The 18351-nt window shown below is 62.4% G+C and carries 19 protein-coding genes; 11 read left to right on the plus strand and 8 right to left on the minus strand.

The features are described 5' to 3' along the window. Positions 1-215: 215 nt before the first annotated feature. The gene (locus tag RO009_08445; GenBank protein MDT3685058.1) at positions 216-989 is read right to left on the minus strand and encodes an enoyl-CoA hydratase; all 774 of its coding nucleotides are present in this window, start codon (positions 987-989) and stop codon (positions 216-218) included. A gap of 70 nt (positions 990-1059) precedes the next feature. Next, positions 1060-1854, minus strand: a complete 795-nt coding sequence (locus RO009_08450) for an alpha/beta hydrolase (GenBank protein ID MDT3685059.1) — start codon at positions 1852-1854, stop codon at positions 1060-1062. Between the two features lie 216 nt (positions 1855-2070). Here RO009_08450 and RO009_08455 point away from each other — a divergent pair, with 216 nt between their 5' ends. After that, positions 2071-3351: a glycosyltransferase family 4 protein gene (locus tag RO009_08455; GenBank protein MDT3685060.1), complete on the plus strand. Its 1281-nt coding sequence runs from the start codon at positions 2071-2073 to the stop codon at positions 3349-3351. A gap of 195 nt (positions 3352-3546) precedes the next feature. Beyond that, complete coding sequence (gene infC / locus RO009_08460) at positions 3547-4086, plus strand: translation initiation factor IF-3 (GenBank protein ID MDT3685061.1); 540 nt, start codon at positions 3547-3549, stop codon at positions 4084-4086. Here the strand turns inward: infC and RO009_08465 are convergent. After that, a complete protein-coding gene (locus RO009_08465; GenBank protein ID MDT3685062.1) occupies positions 4064-5050 on the minus strand; it encodes a class I SAM-dependent methyltransferase in 987 nt (328 codons plus the stop codon). The two genes, infC and RO009_08465, sit on opposite strands and share 23 nt — an antisense overlap. 279 nt (positions 5051-5329) lie before the next feature. Then, complete coding sequence (locus RO009_08470) at positions 5330-5719, minus strand: hypothetical protein (protein MDT3685063.1); 390 nt, start codon at positions 5717-5719, stop codon at positions 5330-5332. 289 nt (positions 5720-6008) lie between these two features. Between RO009_08470 and rpmI the strand changes: the two genes are divergently transcribed. The 5 genes from rpmI to RO009_08495 all read left to right on the plus strand — a co-directional run bounded on the left by rpmI (position 6009) and on the right by RO009_08495 (position 10795). Then, positions 6009-6209, plus strand: a complete 201-nt coding sequence (rpmI, locus tag RO009_08475) for a 50S ribosomal protein L35 (GenBank protein ID MDT3685064.1) — start codon at positions 6009-6011, stop codon at positions 6207-6209. 48 nt (positions 6210-6257) lie between these two features. Next, the gene (rplT, locus tag RO009_08480) at positions 6258-6617 is read left to right on the plus strand and encodes a 50S ribosomal protein L20 (protein MDT3685065.1); all 360 of its coding nucleotides are present in this window, start codon (positions 6258-6260) and stop codon (positions 6615-6617) included. A 106-nt stretch (positions 6618-6723) separates the two neighbouring features. Further along, positions 6724-7806, plus strand: a complete 1083-nt coding sequence (gene pheS / locus RO009_08485) for a phenylalanine--tRNA ligase subunit alpha (protein ID MDT3685066.1) — start codon at positions 6724-6726, stop codon at positions 7804-7806. Next, the gene (gene pheT, locus RO009_08490; protein ID MDT3685067.1) at positions 7803-10220 is read left to right on the plus strand and encodes a phenylalanine--tRNA ligase subunit beta; all 2418 of its coding nucleotides are present in this window, start codon (positions 7803-7805) and stop codon (positions 10218-10220) included. The genes pheS and pheT overlap by 4 nt, the downstream gene beginning before the upstream one ends. Before the next feature lie 161 nt (positions 10221-10381). Next, positions 10382-10795, plus strand: a complete 414-nt coding sequence (locus RO009_08495) for a BA14K family protein (protein MDT3685068.1) — start codon at positions 10382-10384, stop codon at positions 10793-10795. A 61-nt stretch (positions 10796-10856) separates the two neighbouring features. On the opposite strand, the gene RO009_08500 is transcribed toward RO009_08495, so the two are convergent. Both RO009_08500 and RO009_08505 read right to left on the minus strand, forming a co-directional pair. Continuing rightward, positions 10857-11525: an ATP-binding protein gene (locus tag RO009_08500; GenBank protein MDT3685069.1), complete on the minus strand. Its 669-nt coding sequence runs from the start codon at positions 11523-11525 to the stop codon at positions 10857-10859. Continuing rightward, complete coding sequence (locus RO009_08505) at positions 11522-12889, minus strand: NAD(P)/FAD-dependent oxidoreductase (protein ID MDT3685070.1); 1368 nt, start codon at positions 12887-12889, stop codon at positions 11522-11524. Before RO009_08505 ends, RO009_08500 begins: the two co-directional genes overlap by 4 nt. Positions 12890-13071: 182 nt before the next feature. On the opposite strand from RO009_08505, the gene RO009_08510 reads away from it, so the two are divergent. Next, positions 13072-13893, plus strand: coding sequence for a YiiX/YebB-like N1pC/P60 family cysteine hydrolase (locus RO009_08510; protein MDT3685071.1), 822 nt, complete (start codon positions 13072-13074; stop codon positions 13891-13893). Between the two features lie 172 nt (positions 13894-14065). After that, entirely contained in the window at positions 14066-14797 is a 732-nt protein-coding gene (locus RO009_08515; GenBank protein MDT3685072.1) for a sulfate transporter family protein, read from the plus strand. A 35-nt stretch (positions 14798-14832) separates the two neighbouring features. Here RO009_08515 and nth read toward each other — a convergent pair whose 3' ends face one another. Further along, positions 14833-15636: an endonuclease III gene (nth, locus tag RO009_08520; GenBank protein MDT3685073.1), complete on the minus strand. Its 804-nt coding sequence runs from the start codon at positions 15634-15636 to the stop codon at positions 14833-14835. Between the two features lie 21 nt (positions 15637-15657). Between nth and RO009_08525 the strand changes: the two genes are divergently transcribed. Both RO009_08525 and RO009_08530 read left to right on the plus strand, forming a co-directional pair. Then, positions 15658-16170: a DUF2244 domain-containing protein gene (locus RO009_08525; protein MDT3685074.1), complete on the plus strand. Its 513-nt coding sequence runs from the start codon at positions 15658-15660 to the stop codon at positions 16168-16170. An 83-nt stretch (positions 16171-16253) separates the two neighbouring features. After that, on the plus strand, positions 16254-17132 hold the full coding sequence (locus tag RO009_08530; protein MDT3685075.1) for a bifunctional helix-turn-helix domain-containing protein/methylated-DNA--[protein]-cysteine S-methyltransferase: 879 nt from the start codon (positions 16254-16256) through the stop codon (positions 17130-17132). 68 nt (positions 17133-17200) lie between these two features. Here the strand turns inward: RO009_08530 and RO009_08535 are convergent, their stop codons facing one another. After that, positions 17201-18241 (minus strand): polysaccharide deacetylase family protein, encoded by a 1041-nt coding sequence (locus tag RO009_08535; GenBank protein ID MDT3685076.1) that lies wholly within the window; start codon positions 18239-18241, stop codon positions 17201-17203. Positions 18242-18351: the final 110 nt, after the last annotated feature.

Raw genomic sequence — 18351 nt, forward strand, 5'->3', positions numbered from 1 at the left:
CTGAGGTGCGAACGGCGCAGCAGCGAGCCTCGAAGAATGACGGGCTTGCTCATGAGAACAGATTGGCCAACGCTCCGCTGTCCCTGTTCTTTGCGGCGCGGATGGAGCCGACGGACCCGCGCAAAGCGGCGCGTCGGCAAACTCCGCGACGCCCGAGGAACGACACCCGGCGTTCGCCGCGCGCAGCCGCGGCTGCGACTGCATTCGACCACCCCTTATTTGTGGGTGAACTTCGCCGGCCGCTTTTCGACAAAGGCGGCCATGCCTTCCTTCTGGTCAGCGGTGGCGAACAGCGAATGAAACACGCGCCGCTCGAAACGGATGCCTTCCGTCAGCGGCACCTCGAACGCACGGTTGACCGCCTCCTTTGCCAGCATCGTCGCCGGCAGCGACATCGACGCAATCGCCTCTGCGACCTTCATCGCGTCGGTCATCAGATCGGCGAGCGGCACGACGCGCGCCACAAGACCGGAACGCTCCGCCTCTGCCGCATCCATCATGCGGCCGGTCAGCGTCATGTCCATCGCCTTGGCCTTGCCAACGGCATGCGTCAGCCGCTGCGTACCGCCAATGCCGGGAATGACGCCGAGCTTGATTTCCGGCTGGCCGAATTTCGCATTGTCAGCGGCGATGATGAAATCGCATTGCATGGCGAGTTCGCAGCCGCCGCCAAGTGCAAAGCCCGCGACCGCGGCGATCACCGGCTTGCGCGCGCGCGCCGCCCGATCCCAGCTCGCGGCGAAGTCGCCCATGAACGTATCCATGTAGGATTTGCCGGCCATTTCCTTGATGTCGGCGCCGGCGGCGAAGGCCTTGTCGGAGCCGGTAATGACCATGCAGCCGATATTCGCGTCAGCTTCGAAGGCGTCTATGGCCGCGCTGACTTCGCCGGCAAGCTTCGCGTTCAGCGCGTTCAACGCCTGCGGGCGATTAAGGCGAATGACGCCCACGCGGCCATGCGTTTCGACAAGAATGGTTTCGTAAGACATTTGCAGAGGCTCCGTCGTGAAAATTTGCCGCGAGTTTAAGTCCAGTCCCGCCGCCTGTTGAAGAAGAGAATCACTGGAATTCGGCCACCGCCGCGATCAGCCGCTCGATATCCTCCGGACGCGACAGGCGGTGATCACCATCCTTGACGAGCGTGAGAATGACATCGTCGCGTGCAAGCCGCGATACGAGCTCGGTCGCATGCTGCCAAGGCACGTCTTCGTCCTTCACGCCCTGGAGGATGCGCACCGGACAGCCGGTTTCGATCAGTCCACCCAGCAGCAGATGCCTGCGGCCATCCTCGATCAAACCACGTGTGATTAGATACGGCGCTTCGGAATAGTCGGACGGACGCTGCCAGGATCCTTTTTCTTCGATTTCCTTTTTGATCGCGGGTGTGAAACGTCGCCACATCAGGACCTCGGTAAAATCCGGGGCAGGTGCGATCAGCACCATTCCCTTGATTTCGGCGCCGCGCTTGTCCGCATCGAGCCTGCGCAATTCCCGCGCCAGCAGCAATGCCAGCCAGCCACCCATCGACGAGCCGATCACGATTTGCGGCCCGCGGCAAAACTCGGTGAACACGGCGAGGCTCTCCTCGAGCCAGCGGCTGATCGTGCCTTCGGAAAATTGTCCGCCTGATTCGCCGTGCCCGGAATAATCAAAGCGAGTGTAGCTACGGCCCTGCGCAGCCGCCCATTGGTCGAGCGCTTCCGCTTTGGTGCCTTTCATGTCGGATTTGAAGCCGCCCATCCAGAAAAGACCGGGCAAAGCGCCGTCGCGCTGCCGCACAGCGATCATCCGCTGGGCCGGGCCGGAGCCGACCGTCAGCGATTTCAGGGCAACCGGATTGGCGTTCTCATTCATGTTCATGTGACTTCGTTCCATACGCCGCAATTCGCCGCCATTCATGCTTCCGCCGCAATCTCCGGAGGCAACCTTGGCGATCACATCTCCTTGTGCGAACGTCGGCCGCCGGCCGCATTGCGTGGGCCGCCGAAGGGTTCTATCACCGTCTTGCGGCTGACGCGTCCAGCCGGCTCTTCCTCACTTGCATTTGCCAGCAAACTGAAAGGCTTCCTAGTGATTTCCGGTTCCGCAGCCCGCCGGCCCGAAACGCCTGAGCCCGTCGCGGATAAAGCTGCGCCGCATCAGCAGGACAATTTCGTCATTCCGCCGCATCGCAAAAGCCAATCGCGGCTGACCATTCTTGTCATCGTTCCGACACTGCAATCCGGCGCCGCCGAAATGGGCGCGCTCGAACTCGTGCGCAATCTGACTCTCGCCGGGCACGCCGTGATCGTACTGTCGAGCGGCGGCCGTCTTGAGCGCGACGTGATCGCCGCCGGTGGCGAATTTGTTCGCGCCGATGTCGCGAGCAAGAATCCGATCGTCATGACCGCCAATGCCACGATGATCGCGCGCCTTGTTCGGCAACGGCGTTGCGACGTGATCCATGCGCATGGTCGCGCACCGGCCTGGAGCGCCTATGTCGCTTCGAAGCTGACGCGCGTGCCATTCGTGACGAGCTGGTACAAGGGCTTTCGCGAACAGCATGTCTTCAAGCGCATCTATAATGGCGTGATGGCGCGCGGCGACCGCATTGTGGCGGTCAGCGACCAGCTCGCCCAACTGGTGAGTGAACGCTACAACGTACCCTGGGAGCGCATCGCCGTTATTCCGGCGAGCGTCGATCTGCAGCGCTTCGATCCGGCCGTAGTTTCGTCAGAACGCATCGACGCCATCCGACGAAGCTTTGGCGTCAAGGCGGACGACAAGGTCATCCTCATTGCCGGCCGCATCCTGCGGCGCAAGGGCCATCACATCGTGGTGCGCGCCGCACATCGCCTGAAGGAAATGGGCTGCAAGGACTTCGTCTGCGTGCTGGTTGGCGAAGACCACGAGAGCAGCCGCTACGCCGGCGAATTGTGGGATCAGGTGCTGGCGACCGACACCGCCGACGTGGTGCGGCTGATCGGCCCGGTGGACGACATGCCGGCGGCCTATATGGCCTCGATGGCGGTGGTGTCGGCGGCGACCCAGGAAGAGGGGCTGCAACACACGATCCTGGAAGCGCAGGCGATGGAGCGGCCGGTCATCGTGTCCGATCTCGGCGCCGGCCCGGACATCGTGCTAGCCCCACCGTCGGTTCCTGAGGACCGCATGACCGGGCTGCGCTTTGCGGCGGGCGACCATCAGGCGCTGGCCGCCACTTTGGTCCGGCTCTTTTCCATGCCGGAATCATGGCGGAAGGGGATCGGACAGCGCGGCCGCGAATGGGTGGCCGACCATTTTAACGCCCCGGCCGTGGCCGAAATGACGCTGAAACTCTATTCCGACGTCGCACAATCGCGGAAATCTTGACGAAATTTCGCATCCGGCGGCAAAAATCGTTAAACAGCGACGCAACTTGCGTCTGCCGCCGTTGACTTATTGACGGTTTATCCCAATTCTCAGTCCCGACCGGTTGCGAAGGACGGAAGGTCCGGCGCTTATCGCGCGCCGCAATTCCTCCGATTTTCAGCCGGCCTATTGCAACAGCAGAAGGAGACATCTGCCATTCGTCGCCCGATGAGAGCCGCGCCTGCCGTTCAGAAGGATGGCCCGCGCACAAACGATGAGATCCGTGCACGCGAAGTGCAGTTGATCGATCAGGACGGCACCAACCACGGTGTCGTTGAATTCAATACAGCCTACAAAATGGCGCAGGACGCCGGTCTCGACCTGGTCGAGATTTCACCCAATACGACGCCGCCGGTGTGCAAGATCCTCGACGTCGGCAAGTACAAATATCAGGCCCAGAAAAAGGCCGCCGAAGCCCGCAAGAAGCAGAAGATCGTCGAGGTCAAGGAACTCAAGTTCCGCCCGATGATCGACGATCACGATTACGACGTGAAGCTACGGGCGATGCAGCGCTTCCTTGAAGAGGGCGACAAGGTGAAGGTCACCCTGCGCTTCCGGGGCCGTGAACTAGCGCACCAGGAACTCGGCAGCAAGCTGCTGAACCGCGTGAAGGACGACACGGCGACTATCGCCAAGGTCGAATCGGACGCGAGGTTCGAGGGGCGTCAGATGATCATGATCCTGGCGCCAAGGTGAGATGCGACCGCTCGGAGCGCGCACGCTTGCGCGCCGAGCGGCCAAAACTTCCAAGCACATTCGTCCCGGGTGTCCAGGGCTTGTTGGCGCCGCTCACGACGCTGACCAGCTTCTGGATCGGGCATCGTTCGATTTCCGCGGGCGGCCGCGAGAGGAAGAAATCGGCATGATAGAGGCCCTCGGTTTCGTGCCCGCGGGTGTCGATGCCGCGGCTCTCGACCGCCTGCACTGTCGCCTCCATTTCAGCGCGATCGGCGAAGCGGCGCTGCACAAAGGTCGCCCCCTCGAATTTTTCCGTTTCGAGCCCCTGCTCGGCCAAACTCGCGGCGATGTCGTCAAAAGGAAACATCCGCAGCACAAATGACGCGGCCCAGGCCGGCCGTCCGCGCCGGCTCAGCGCCGTCAGCTTGCGGAAGGTCCTGCTGGTGACATAGCCGACGCAGCCGGTGGAAACGATGATGTCGACATCGGCCAAGACGGCAGCCTGTTCGGGCGTCGGATCGGTTGTTTCAAGATCGATGGCGATGCCGCGATCGACCGTGCCGCAGGCCTGCGCATAGGCGATGGCATTCTTCGAAGCATCGAGGCCGATCACCCGCAGGTGCCGGTGCTGTGGCCATGCTGCATAGAATGCCCGGTCAAGCCGCAGCATTTCCTCGCTGGCCAGAGCCTGCAGCGCCGGCAATGTGTAGCGGTCGCGCAGCATGTCGTAGGTCAATGTGTATTTCATCAACGCGCCGTTGACGCCGTAGGATGAGCCGAGATCAAGCACTGTCACGGGTTCGACTTGCGAGTGCGCCCGCGCGCGAATGAGCTGGTCGAAGATGGGCTGCGCAAGATGCGGGATGATGTAGTCAAGTTGTCCCAGATATTTGAAATATTCGCGCGGGTCTTTTTCTGAATAGATGTGGTCGAGATTTACTTTGGCCTGATTGATTTCGGAAAAAGCCGACACAGATTTCATAGCAAAGTCCCCCAGTCCCGAAGATTGATCCTCGAAACCTCCGTTCAGTGCGTGAATTGACGGGCGAGCGGCGACTATAGTTGCCGAAGCGTGTCGGTCCAACCTCCCGACGGTCCGGAAATCCCCATTGCACGAATACGATGAAAGCGCCTGATTACAGTCGCTTAGCGAAGACACGTCTGCGTCGCGCGTGAAAACGAAACGAGATAAATTGCCACACCCGCAGTCGCGACACGGCGCAATCAGGGGAGGATGGTTCTGGTGTAAGCGCGCCGGAGGTCAGCCTTCGCGGCGTTCGGCCTCCCAGCGCCCGCTGCAGGCGGTTGTTCTCGACTTGCCGCTCCAGGTGCCCGACCCGCTGCTGCGGGTGAGCCGGCCGCGACCGCTGGCTTGCTGGTCGCCACGGGAGATGGTGGCGCTGAGCTTGCCGGAGCCGTCGACCTTGCCGTGGATGTCGATGCCAGCTTCGCCCTCGTATTTGATCTGGCCGTTCACCACCCGCACCGGATACCTGTAGGCGCGGTCGCATGTGCCGCTTTCCGTGATGACCACAACGCTCCAGTTTCCGTCGAAGGAGGCCGCGCCGGCCGGGCGCTGGGACGCCGCCGTGAGGGCCCCCGCGAGCATCAGGGGTGCGAGAAACAGTCCGAATCGGAAAAACCTGCGCATTGCCAACTCCAAGCGGCCTGACGGCCAATTTGTCTGCCTTTTCCTGCCCAAAACCGCCAATCACAGGCGCCCGGGCAGGAGAACGATCTATGCCTCCGATCGATCCCGCCAAGGGGCCCCAAATGCTTGTTTTTTGGGCCTGTCTCTGCCATAACCCGCCCCTCTCGCCGCCCGGCTGATAAGGGCTGCCGTGGCGGCTGAGACAGCTCACATCCGAGCATCGCTCATTACGAGCACCGCAGGCTGCCGCGGGCTTTTGCACGCTGTGGCCGGCCAACAGGAGAGCCAAATGCCCAAGCTGAAGACCAAATCGGGCGCCAAAAAGCGCTTCAAAGTGACGGCCAAGGGGAAGGTGAAATACACCCAAGCCGGCAAACGCCACGGCATGATCAAGCGAACTAAGAAGCAGATTCGCCAGCTTCGCGGCACCAACGTTCTGTTCAAGAGCGATGGTGACAACATCAAGAAGTACTGGCTGCCCAACGGCTGATCGCCGAGGGCATTCAAACTCGCTTTTACCGCTCAAAGGAGATCAGCCATGGCTCGCGTCAAACGGGGCGTTACCGCCCATGCCCGCCACAAGAAGGTTTTCAAGGCCGCCAAGGGTTTCTACGGCCGCCGCAAGAACACCATCCGCATCGCCAAGCAGGCGGTGGAGAAGGCCAACCAATACGCCTTCCGTGACCGCAAGCGCAGGAAGCGCACCTTCCGCGCGCTCTGGATCCAGCGTCTGAACGCCGCCGTGCGCCCGTTCGGACTGACCTACAGCCGCTTCATCGACGGCCTCAATAAGTCCGGCCTCGAGATCGACCGCAAGGTGCTGTCGGATCTCGCGATCCACGAACCGGCGGCGTTCCAGGCGATTGTTGAGAAGGCCAAGGCAGCGCTGCCGGCGTAAGTTTTCCGTCGTCATGCCCGGCCTTGTGCCGGGCATCCGCGCCTTCATGGCATCAAGACGTGGATGGCCGGCACAAGCGCGGCCATGACGGTTACAGAGACCGCCCATGACCGACATTGCCCAACTTCAGCAGGCAATCCTGACTGACATATCCACGGCACAAGACGAAGCCGCGCTGGAAGCCGTGCGCGTCGCCGCGCTCGGCAAGAGCGGCTCGGTCTCGGCTCTGCTCAAGACACTCGGCGGCATGACGCCGGAAGAGCGCAAGCAGAAGGGTCCGGCGATCAATGGACTGAAGGATCGCGTCACTCAGGCGATCACAGAACGCCGCGAGGCACTGAAGAACGCCGCCCTCGACCGGAAGCTGGCGACCGAAACCGTCGATGTCACCCTGCCGCTGCGCGAAAGCCCCGCCGAAGCCGGACGCATTCATCCGATCAGCCAGGTGATCGACGAACTCACCGCGATCTTCGCCGATATGGGTTTCGCGGTCGCCGAAGGCCCGGACATCGAGACCGACGACTACAACTTCACCAAGCTGAATTTTCCCGAAGGGCATCCGGCCCGGGAAATGCACGACACCTTCTATTTCAATCCAGGCCCGGACGGCTCGCGCAAACTTTTGCGCACGCACACCTCACCCGTGCAGGTGCGCACCATGCTGGCGCAGAAGCCGCCGATCCGCGTGATCTGCCCGGGCCGCACCTATCGCAGCGATTCTGACCAGACGCATACGCCGATGTTTCACCAGGTCGAGGGCCTGGTGATCGACAAGAGCTCGCATCTCGGCCACCTGAAATGGATCCTTGAGGAATTCTGCAAGGCGTTCTTCGAGGTCGACAACGTGAAGATGCGCATGCGCCCGTCGTTCTTCCCGTTCACCGAGCCGTCGATGGAAGTCGACATCCAGTGCAAGCGCGAAAAAGGTGAAATCCGCTTCGGCGAAGGTGAGGATTGGCTCGAGATTCTCGGCTGCGGCATGGTGCATCCGAACGTGCTGAGGAATTGCGGGATCGATCCGGACGTGTATCAGGGCTTCGCCTGGGGCATGGGGATCGACCGTATCGCCATGCTGAAATACGGCATGAACGACCTGCGCGCATTCTTTGATGCCGACGTGCGCTGGATGAACCATTACGGCTTCCGGCCGCTGGATTTCCCGACGCTGGCGGGAGGGCTGAGCACATGAAATTCACCCTTTCCTGGCTGAAGCAGCATCTCGACACCGACGCCACGTTCGATGAGATCGTCGACAAGCTCACCATGATCGGGCTCGAGGTCGAGAATGTCGAAGACCCGGCCAAGAAATTCGCGCCGTTCAGGGTGGTGGAAGTCCTCTCCGCCGTGCAGCATCCGAATGCGGATCGCCTGCGCGTGTGCATGGTCAATACCGGCGAAGGCGCGCCGATCCAGATCGTGTGCGGCGCGCCGAATGCGCGCGGCGGCATGAAGGCGGTGCTCGGCAAGCCCGGCACCTACATCCCCGGCAAGAACATCACGCTGAGCGTCGGCAAGATCCGCGGCGTCGAAAGCCACGGCATGCTGATCTCGGGCGCGGAGATCGAGTTCTCCGACGATGCAGACGGCATCATCGAGATGCCTGCCGATGCCCCGGTCGGCGCGGCGTTCGCGGACGTGATCGGCGCCAACGACCCTGTCATCGAGATCAACCTGACGCCGAACCGTCCCGACTGCACCGGTGTTTCCGGCATCGCACGCGATCTCGGCGCCACCGGCATCGGCAAGTTCAAGGAAAACACTCCGAAGCCGGTCAAAGGCGAATTCCCCTGCCCGGTGTCGGTGACGTTCGATTTCGGCGACACGCCCTCGCTCTGCCCCGGCTTCGCGCTGCGGCTGGTAAGAGGCGTGAAGAACGGCCCCTCGCCGGAATGGCTGCAGAAGCGCCTGACCGCGATCGGTCTGCGCCCGATCAACGCGCTGGTCGACATCACGAACTACATGACCTTCGACCGCGGGCGCCCGCTGCACGTGTTCGATGCCGCGAAGGTGCACGGCAATCTCACCGTCCGCCGCGCGAAAGCCGGCGAGGAAATGCTGGCGCTCGACGGCCGCACCTACAAGCTCGACGACAGCATCTGCGTCATCGCCGATGAAAAAAGCGTGGAATCGCTTGCCGGCATCATGGGCGGCGAAGCCTCCGGCTGCTCGGAGACGACTACCGACGTGCTGATCGAGTCAGCATTGTGGGTGCCGCTCAACATCGCGCAGACCGGCCGCAAGCTCGGCATCAATTCCGACGCACGCTACCGCTTCGAGCGCGGCGTTGATCCGAATTTCATGGTGCCGGGACTCGATCTCGCGACGCAGCTCGTGCTCGAGATGTGCGGCGGCACGCCGTCGGAGATCGTCGTCACCGGCAACCCGCAAGTTGACGAGCGGCCAATCGACTTCCCGGTGGACGAGGTGAAGCGCCTGACTGGCCTCGACATCTCGCTGACCGAAACCAAGCGCATCCTCGGCCATCTCGGCTTCTTCGTTGCGGGCCAAGGTCCCGTGGTGAAAGTCGCCGTGCCGTCCTGGCGCGGCGACGTCGAAGGCAAGGCCGACATCGTCGAGGAAGTGGTCCGCATCGCCGGCATGGACAACGTGCCTTCGACCGAATTTCCACGCGGCGAGGCACCGCGCAAGCCGGTGCTCACCCTGGCGCAAAACCGCACCCGCAAGGCCAAGCGCGCGCTAGCCGCGCGCGGGCTTGAAGAAGCGGTGACGTGGTCGTTCATCTCGAAGCCGAAGGCGCAAATGTTCGGCGGCGGACAACCCGAACTCGCACTCGCCAATCCGATCGCTTCCGATTTGTCGGACATGCGGCCGAGCTTGCTGCCGGGCCTCGTTGCGGCAGCACAGCGCAACGCCGATCGCGGCTTCACTGACACGGCGGTCTTCGAGGTCGGGCAGATTTTCACCGGAGACAAGCCGGAGGACCAGTTGATGGCCGCCACGGGTCTGCGGCGCGGCCTCGCAACGAGCGCAGGCCTTGGTCGGCATTGGTCCGGCGGCAACAGCGCTGCGGATGCATTTGATGTCAAAGCGGATGCATTGGCGGTGCTGGCGGCGGCCGGCGCACCGATGGGAGCGCTGCAGATCGTGTCCGGCGGCCCGGCCTGGTTCCATCCAGGCCGCTCAGGCACCATCCAGATCGGCCCGAAAAATGTTCTCGGCTGGTTCGGCGAATTGCATCCGCGCGCGCTGGAAGCGCTCGACGCCGAAGGACCCGTTGTCGCATTCGAGCTGATTCTCGACCGCATTCCGGAGCCGAAGGCAAAGGCGACGCGCGCCAAGCCTGCACTGGAGATTTCGCCGTTCCAGCCAGTGATGCGCGACTTTGCTTTCATTGTCGACCGTGCGGTGAAGGCCGCCGATCTCGTGCGCGCCGCACAGAATGTCGACAAGCAGCTCATCACCGACGTAACGGTGTTCGATGTCTATGAGGGCAAGGGCATCGAGTCCGGCAAGAAGTCGCTCGCCATCGCGGTGACGATCCAGCCGCGCGAGAAGACGATGACCGATGAGGAAATCGAAACGCTCGCCGGCAAGATCGTCGCTGACGTCAGCAAGCGCACCGGCGGCGTACTGCGCGCCTGAGTCGCGCATTACATTTTTGTCATCTTCCGCTTCTTGATGAACCAAACGTTGCATGGCTGCGTTGCGGAAAGGAACCACGCTGCAAGCCTATTTCGGACTCATTTCGGAATCACGGTCACAGCGGAAGTATCCTCTGGAGTTTTGTCAGTATGAATCGCACCATGTTTTTCAAATTTGCGCCGCTGGCGTTGAGCGTCGTAATCGTCGGCGGGGCGATGTCGCTCCCGGCCACCCCCGCCTCTGCCGCACCCGCCGCCAACATCGTCGCCACCATCCCGTCGCAGAACGATATGCTGCAGCAGGTGCAGTGGCGCCGGCATGGCCATTATCCCGGATATTACGGGCGCCATTATCGCCGCGATCGCGGCGGCGCTGTCGCCGCCGGCGTGATCGGCGGTCTGGCGCTCGGCGCTATCCTCGGCGCAGCTGCCTCCGCACCTCCGCCCCCTGCTTATTATGGGCCGGCTTACGGCGACAGGGACTGGCTGGCCTATTGCTCGTCGAAATACCGCTCCTTCGATCCCCGCAGCGGCACGTATCTCGGCTATGACGGGCTGCGGCATCCCTGCCAGTAAGATCGAGCCAGTTTGAAATCAGAAGGCTCCGGCGATTGCCGGAGCCTTTCTGTTTCAACAATCACACACGCAGCAAATCGACATAAGCGAAGCCATCGCGCGTCACCGTCTCACCAACGGCGATCGGAATCCGCCGTGCAAACATCGGACCTGCCGATACGAAAGAATGAAATTCCCCGTTCTCGCCGCAAGGATCGGTGCCGCGCGGCAGATCCGCCAGCAGGGCCTCGTCGTAGCGGCGACCGGCAAACGACGGCGGGAGTTTCGCCAGATCGACAGTGGCGAGGGTCGCTTCGAGGCCGCCCGCGATCATCTCGCGGGCCAGCGTCTCTGTCGGGCGCTGCCAGAGCGGGAACACCGCCTGCATGCCGACATCCGCCAGACGCTGCTCGCGATAGGCGCGAACATCTTCCAGAAACAGATCGCCGAAGATGACGTGCGTGACGTCGTCCGCTTTCGCCTGCGCCATCGCCGCGGCCATTTCCCGCTCATAAATTTCATTCGGGCATGGAAACGGGATACGCACGACAATCGGGGTCAGCCGCACGGCAGCAAGCTGCGCCTGCAAAAGCTCCTCGCGGACGCCGTGCATGCTGACGCGGCCAAAGGTGTCCGTGACGGTGGTCAGTGCCGCGACGATTTCGTAATTGCCGGCCCGGCGGACCTCATGCAGCGCCCAGGCGCTGTCTTTACCGCTCGACCAAGCGATCAGGGCCTTGGGCTGCATCATCGTCGCGGCTGTTGACGTGGTTGCCGCTGCGGCCTTGCCGGCGGCGCAAGCAGCTTGATGACTGCGTCGGCAGCGCGTTCGCCGGATTCCCAGGCGCCGCCGACCGTGCCCCACAATGTCTCGTGCGCGGCCTCGCCGGCGAAGAAGATGCGCTCGCGCAACGGCTCCATCAGAATGCGGCGCGAAGGCTGGCCGCCGACTGCGGCAGCAGAAAACGCGCCGAGCACCCAGGGGTCCGCGTTCCATTGCGTGGCGTGACTGCGCTTGATCGTCTGCCTGATATCGGCACCGAACAGATCCGCCAGCCAGCCCTGCGCGAAGGCGATCATCTCGCGCGGGCCTTTTTCCGTGAGATCGCGGCCAAAGGAGCCGCCGACATCGATGTAAGCCAGCGTCGAGCCCCCGGCATTGGCGAGCAAAGCTGCTGTGCGCGGCCCTTGCGCCTTCTCAAACAACAGATCGTCGCGTTGCAGATCCAGCGGATTGCCGGAAAATTCCAGCGCGATGTGATCGTAGCTGCCGAGTTGCAGACGGCTGAGCGCATCGAGCTGCCGCTTCGGCAATTCCGGCGCGAAGGCTATCTTGCCGGCAAGCAGGACATTGGTGGAGGCAGTGACGATCACCGCGCGAGCCGCGAGCCGTCCTCGGGCCGTGTCGAGGGTGACTTCGCCGCGGCTGCGTGAATCGATGGCATCGACTGGCGTCGCAATCTGCACCGGCAGGCCTTCCGCGAGCTTTGCCACCAGCGTTCCGAAACCCTGGCGGCAGAACGCATCAATGTCGCGCTCCCAGGATTTCGAGAAATCCTGCGCCGACACGTCGCTCAAATCCTTGGCGCAGCCGAACGGACCGAGATTAAATTCGACCGAGGCGCGCCAGTCGCCGAGATCCTTCGGCAGCGCCTGTGCGGATGGCAAATCAACCTTGCGCGCGGCATCCTCGATTGCACGCCGCGAGCGCACCAGCAGCGATAGGAATTCCTCCATCTCGCCCTCGCGCGCATAGCGCTTGCCGATGCGCAGTTTCTGTCCGGGCGGCGCCGGATAAACCTCAAGGCCGGTGCGCGCCGCAAGCCGCGCGAGCGGGTTGACGTCCGGCATATGAATCCAGTGCGCGCCAAGATCGAAGGGCACGCCGAAAATATTCATGTCGGTAATGCAGCGCCCGCCGATGTAATTCGCCGCTTCAAAAATGCGCACGCTCTTGCCCGCGGCGGCAAGCTTGCGCGCGGCAGCAATCCCGGCGGCGCCCGCGCCGACAATCGCGACATCGAGTTCGGCGGCAGACGCGGACGTGCCGAAAGCGGGCGTCGTCGCGGCGCCGGCCGCCGCGGCGAGAAAAGATCGTCGGCTCAATGGAGTCATGGTTTCTGGAATGTTACGGGACGCGGCTAATGTGCCCAATCGCGCGCGGAACCGCAATCGCCGTCACGCATGCGCGGAGATTGCCGCATGGCGGCATGAACCAAATGGCAACGGCTTCCGACCAATAATGTTGTGTATGGCGGTAAGCGGCAGGGACCGCGTGCCAGAGGGAAAGCGCTGCCATGGGTACTGCGCTCGACAGAATCGGGCATCTGCTCGCCAGCTATCTGGAAAAGCCCGTGCAGGGCTATGAGCCCTTCACGCCGAGCGATCCCGCCGCATTGCGCTCGACGCTTCGCCCCGGCGATGTGCTGCTGGTCGAAGGCAATAACCGCGTTTCCGGCGTCATCAAATATCTCACCCAATCGACCTGGTCGCACGCCGCGCTTTTTGTCGGGCGCATCGGCGATCGCGAAAGTGCGGACGGAGAACCGCTGACACTGGTGGAAGCCGAGCTGGGAAAGGGCGTCGTTGCCGCGCCGCTGTCGAAATATTTCCAGTATCACACCCGCATCTGTCGTCCGACCGGCTTGTCGAAGGAAGATTGTGTGCGTGTCTGCGGCTTCGCAGCCGAGCGCATCGGCTTCGATTACGACCTTAAGAACATCGTCGACCTGATGCGCTATCTGTTTCCAATGCCGGTGCCGGCGCGTTTTCGCCGCCGCATGATGGCAATGGGCTCGGGCGACCCCACCCGCATCATCTGCTCGGCACTGATCGCGCAGGCTTTTGACTCCGTACGTTACCCGATCCTGCCCAAGATCACGCGCGTCGAAAGCGAAGCCATGCGTCAGGAAATCCTGGAAATCCGTCATTCGTCGCTTTATGCGCCGCGCGATTTTGACATTTCGCCCTATTTCGAGGTGGTGAAGCCGACGCTGCAGAACGGCTTCGACTATAAGAAGATGCAATGGGCGGATCAGGTTATGACCGAGCTGGCGGCGGTGGACGCTGCTAACGCGGCGCTTGTACCTGACCACGCGCACGCCACGTCCTCGTCTTGAGGTGCGAGGGCGAAGCTCGAGCCTCCGAGAGGCCGGCTAATCAATCATCCTGACATACGCCCATGGCCTTTGAGGCCCGCGCTCCGCGCGGGCGCCTCAGGGTCACGGACCAAGGTCTTGTGCAGAGGGCGGGCCATCGCTACCTCTGCGGCCTCGACCGCAGGGACCGCCCATGATCGACGCCGCCGTCAAATCCATCCAGCAGATGTTCTCGCCGGAATTCCGCTCGGTCTTACTCAAAGCCGTGCTGCTGGCGCTTGTCCTGATCGTGCTGCTGGGCGTGGGCCTGCATCAGTTTCTGTCCTGGCTGACGGCCAATGGCACGATCTGGGTGGAAGGCCAGGTCGCCCCGACCTATTACACGCCGCTCTCCTGGCTGATCTGGATACTCTCGATCGCTGCAACGCTCGGCATCGTCGTCGGCGGCATCTTCCTGATGCCTGCGGTGACCGCCTTCGTCGGCAGCTTCTTCGTTGACCAGATCGCCGAACAGGTTGAACGCGTTCATTACCCCGCCGATCCGCTTGGCAAGGCGGTGCCGCTCATGCCGGCGACCATGCACGGCATCAAGACCGCGCTACTTGCCATCGGCGTCTATATTCTGGCGTTGCCATTCCTGTTCATCGCCGGCGCAGGCCTGTTCATCCTGTTCTTCGCTGCGGCTTATCTTCTGAGCCGAGAATATTTCGAACTCGCGGCGATGCGCTTTCGTCCGGCTGAGGAAGCCAGGGCCTTCCGCAAGCAGCATCAGACCACGGTGTTCACGGCAGGCTTATTGATCGCGGCCTTCGTGTCGATCCCGATTCTGAATCTGGCGACGCCGCTCTTCGGCATGGCGCTGATGGTCCACACGCACAAGAAGTTGTCCGGTAACAGGACGGAACTGATCGAAGCGAGGGTGTAGACTCGTTTTTCACCCGCGTGGCGGGGAGAAGAAAACTATGCCGCCAGCACGGTCTTGCCGGGCCACTTGCACAGATCGGCGATGATACACCTCTCGCAGAGCGGCCTGCGGGCGAGGCAAGTATAGCGCCCGTGCAGGATCAGCCAATGGTGCGCGTGCAGCATGTATTTCGGCGGAATGACCTCAAGCAGCTTCAGCTCGACCTCAAGCGGCGTCTTGCCGGGCGCAAGACCGGTGCGGTTACCGACGCGAAAGACATGCGTGTCCACCGCCAGGGTCGGCTCACCGAAGGCGATGTTGAGCACCACGTTCGCAGTCTTGCGGCCGACGCCGGGCAAGGACTCCAGTGCCGCGCGATCACGCGGCACCTCGCCGCCATGCTCGGCGATCAGTCGCTCCGACAAGGCGATGACGTTCTTCGCCTTGTTACGGTAGAGGCCGATGGTCTTGATATAGTCGCGCACCTTCTCTTCGCCGAGCTTCACCATCTTCTGCGGCGTATCGGCCGCCACGAACAAGGCCGGCGTCGCCTTGTTGACTCCGGCATCGGTCGCCTGCGCCGACAGCACCACGGCGACCAGCAGAGTGAAGGCATTGATGTGCTGCAACTCGCCCTTGGGCTTCGGCTGGACCTCATGAAAGCGCCGGAAGGCTTCCTCGACCTCGGCCGGCGTCCATGGCGGAATGTCGCCGTGCAGGGCTTTGACATCCGCCCGCACCTGCTGGGCGGGCGTTTTCGGCTTGACCTTGCGTTTTCTCGCGAGCGGTTTCTTCGCAATCTTGCGTGCAGCGCTGGGTTTTTTCGCCGTTCTGCGGTTCCCGGTCGTTTTTCGTGCCATTTCTCCCCTATATTAGGGGTCATGAACCCAGACAACGACCCGAATTCCGAACCCACATTGTTTTCGGCGATCCTGACCCCGCACCGCTCACTCAGTCGCAAGGGCTTCATCGTGCTGATGGCAATCGTGAGCGCTATCAGCTTCGTCGCCGGGATGGTGTTCGTGATCGCGGGCGCGTGGCCGGTCTTCGGCATTTTTGGTCTCAACGTGCTGCTGATCTATTGGGCGTTCAAGGCGAATTACCGCGCTGCGGCCGAATACGAGCAGGTCATGGTGACCGCGTCGGAACTGAAAATCCGCAAGGTGAGCGCCAAGGGCGTGATGCGGGAATGGTCGCTTAATCCGCTCTGGGTGAGGCTGGAGCGCGAGACCCATGCGGAGTTCGGCGTCCTGAAGCTGGCCCTGACGATGCGAGACTGGCGCCTTTCCATCGGCCATTTTCTCAGCCCAGACGAGAAAGAAAGCTTTTCCACAGCCCTGACCGCCGCTCTGAGCGAAGCAAGACGCGGTCCGACCAGGACCGTCCTGACATAGCCCGCGCCCGACAGAAAACGGGTGGGTTCGGCCGGCGGGCTGTCCTAGTGAGGAAGGCTGACATGAACCAAGCGAGGCCAGCCATGCTTTCCCCCGACCGCATTCTCGCGCCCGCAGATCTCGGCGCAGCCGCCGAGGATTATGACGTGGTACGGCGCGCTATCGCGCATATCCGCACCACCTGGCGTGACCAACCGGAGATCGACGCCATCGCCGAGGCGGCCGGTGTCACTCCTACCGAACTGCACCATCTGTTCAGACGCTGGGCCGGCCTGACGCCAAAGGCCTTCCTGCAGGCGCTGACGCTTGAGCATGCGCGTAAGCTCCTGCGCGATTCCGCCAGCGTGCTCGACGCGACCTATGAGGTCGGCCTGTCGGGACCGGGCCGGTTGCACGATCTGTTCGTAACCCATGAAGCGATGTCGCCGGGCGAGTGGAAGGCTGGTGGCGAAGGCCTCACGCTAACCTACGGCTTCCATCCTTCGCCATTCGGCATGGCGCTCGTTATGACGACGCCGCGCGGATTGTGCGGCCTGGCGTTAGCGGATGCCGGCGAAGAGCAGGCAGCGTTGCGCGACATGCAGCGGCGCTGGCCGCGCGCCATCTATGTTGAGGATGCCGTGCAGACCGGGCCGGTGGCTCGGCGAATCTTCGATCCGGAAACCTGGCGGCCGGACCAACCGCTACGCGTCATCTTTATCGGCACCGATTTTGAGGTGCGCGTCTGGGAGACACTGCTGAAGATTCCAATGGGGCGCTTCAGCACCTATTCCGACATCGCCGCAAGGGTTTGCTCGCCGAAAGCCGCGCGTGCCGTCGGCGCCGCGGTCGGCAAGAACCCGATCTGCTTCGTGGTGCCGTGCCATCGCGTCATTGGCAAGAGCGGCGATCTCACCGGCTATCATTGGGGCCTAACGCGCAAGCGCGCCATGCTCGGATGGGAAGCGGGACAGGTGGCGTAGCAATGACCCGTCACGCCGAGATGGCCAACAATGCCGCCATCCCTCGAGGTCCCGCTTAGAATGACGGATCAGGGCTGCGCCAGTTCGGATACTGTAATCGCCGGCTCGGCTGCGCGGGCAAACTGGCCCTTGCGATAATCCGCAAGCGTCTCCGCGCTCAGTCCGTCCATGAAATCGGCCAGAGCCTTGTAGGTGACGCAGCGCACCTCTGGCAGCCCGCAGACCGACCGCGCAAAGGTCTTCAGCGCCTCTTTGTAGGCGCCGCCCTGATAATCGAAGAAGTGATGCCCGATATGCAACGGCGCGCGGTTGCCGGTGTAATTGGCGCGGAAATAATCGAGATAGGCCTGCACAATCTGGTCGCGGAAGAACGCCTGACGGCGCGGATCGGCTTTCGCGCCCGACTGCGCGACAAAGAAATTGTAGTCCATGGACAGGGTGGCGCGACTGGAATTGGCGAGCTTCAGCCGCGCCAGATTGAAACGCCAGACGCCGTCGATCTTATCCGGCCAGGCATCGGCGGCACTGTTGCCACTGGTGTCGTAGCGGAATTTCCGTTCCTTCAGCACCGCATAAAGCCCGGCGCTGGTCGCCAGATACGGAGCGCGAAAGCCAACGATATCGGAAACGGCAAACGCGACCTTCACGTCCGCGGCGAAGCCGTTGTTCTGCGCAATATTGTTCAATACCGCGTCGAACGAACGGAATTCCTTCTCCCATTCCGCCTGCGACCAGCTACGTCCGTCAAAATGGCCCACGGCATGCGACGCGATCTCGTGCCCCGCTGCATGCAACGTGTTTACATAATCCACGCGACGCTTCACGTCCGCGGGCGCGCCGCCGAAACTGATGCTGGAGGCGCCGCGCGGCCGGCGCGGCCCTTCATAGACATTGCGATTCTGGCTTGCGATGAAATTCACCGCACTGACGAAAAATGTGAAATGAATACGGTCGCCGTCGCGATTCATCTCGGCAGCGAAGTCCGACAATTCCTGCCAACGCTCAAGCTCGGTGCAATTGTCGAAGGCGATGGCGATGAATTGTGGCGGACGATCGACATTCGCCCGTGCGACAGAAGCAAGTCCGGTGAAAGCGATGAATGAAAGCACGCACGCAACACATCTCATGCCGAGTGTTAGACGGCATGAGCGCTTTCGGCTTCAACAAGCCGAAGGTTTTAAGTTTACCCGGTAGGCTTAATGGACAGCGTAAATGCGCG

The sequence above is a fragment of the Pseudorhodoplanes sp. genome (assembly GCA_032027085.1).
Lineage (GTDB): Bacteria > Pseudomonadota > Alphaproteobacteria > Rhizobiales > Xanthobacteraceae > Pseudorhodoplanes.

Bases quoted from the DNA above. Each gene is read 5' to 3' on its own strand.
- RO009_08445 (MDT3685058.1), bottom strand. From the start codon at position 989: ATGTCTTACGAAACCATTCTTGTCGAAACGCATGGCCGCGTGGGCGTC.
- RO009_08450 (MDT3685059.1), bottom strand. From the start codon at position 1,854: ATGAATGAGAACGCCAATCCGGTTGCCCTGAAATCGCTGACGGTCGGC.
- RO009_08465 (MDT3685062.1), bottom strand. From the start codon at position 5,050: ATGAAATCTGTGTCGGCTTTTTCCGAAATCAATCAGGCCAAAGTAAAT.
- RO009_08470 (MDT3685063.1), bottom strand. From the start codon at position 5,719: ATGCGCAGGTTTTTCCGATTCGGACTGTTTCTCGCACCCCTGATGCTC.
- rpmI (MDT3685064.1), top strand. From the start codon at position 6,009: ATGCCCAAGCTGAAGACCAAATCGGGCGCCAAAAAGCGCTTCAAAGTG.
- rplT (MDT3685065.1), top strand. From the start codon at position 6,258: ATGGCTCGCGTCAAACGGGGCGTTACCGCCCATGCCCGCCACAAGAAG.
- pheS (MDT3685066.1), top strand. From the start codon at position 6,724: ATGACCGACATTGCCCAACTTCAGCAGGCAATCCTGACTGACATATCC.
- pheT (MDT3685067.1), top strand. From the start codon at position 7,803: ATGAAATTCACCCTTTCCTGGCTGAAGCAGCATCTCGACACCGACGCC.
- RO009_08495 (MDT3685068.1), top strand. From the start codon at position 10,382: ATGTTTTTCAAATTTGCGCCGCTGGCGTTGAGCGTCGTAATCGTCGGC.
- RO009_08500 (MDT3685069.1), bottom strand. From the start codon at position 11,525: ATGATGCAGCCCAAGGCCCTGATCGCTTGGTCGAGCGGTAAAGACAGC.
- RO009_08505 (MDT3685070.1), bottom strand. From the start codon at position 12,889: ATGACTCCATTGAGCCGACGATCTTTTCTCGCCGCGGCGGCCGGCGCC.
- RO009_08510 (MDT3685071.1), top strand. From the start codon at position 13,072: ATGGGTACTGCGCTCGACAGAATCGGGCATCTGCTCGCCAGCTATCTG.
- RO009_08515 (MDT3685072.1), top strand. From the start codon at position 14,066: ATGATCGACGCCGCCGTCAAATCCATCCAGCAGATGTTCTCGCCGGAA.
- nth (MDT3685073.1), bottom strand. From the start codon at position 15,636: ATGGCACGAAAAACGACCGGGAACCGCAGAACGGCGAAAAAACCCAGC.
- RO009_08525 (MDT3685074.1), top strand. From the start codon at position 15,658: ATGAACCCAGACAACGACCCGAATTCCGAACCCACATTGTTTTCGGCG.
- RO009_08530 (MDT3685075.1), top strand. From the start codon at position 16,254: ATGCTTTCCCCCGACCGCATTCTCGCGCCCGCAGATCTCGGCGCAGCC.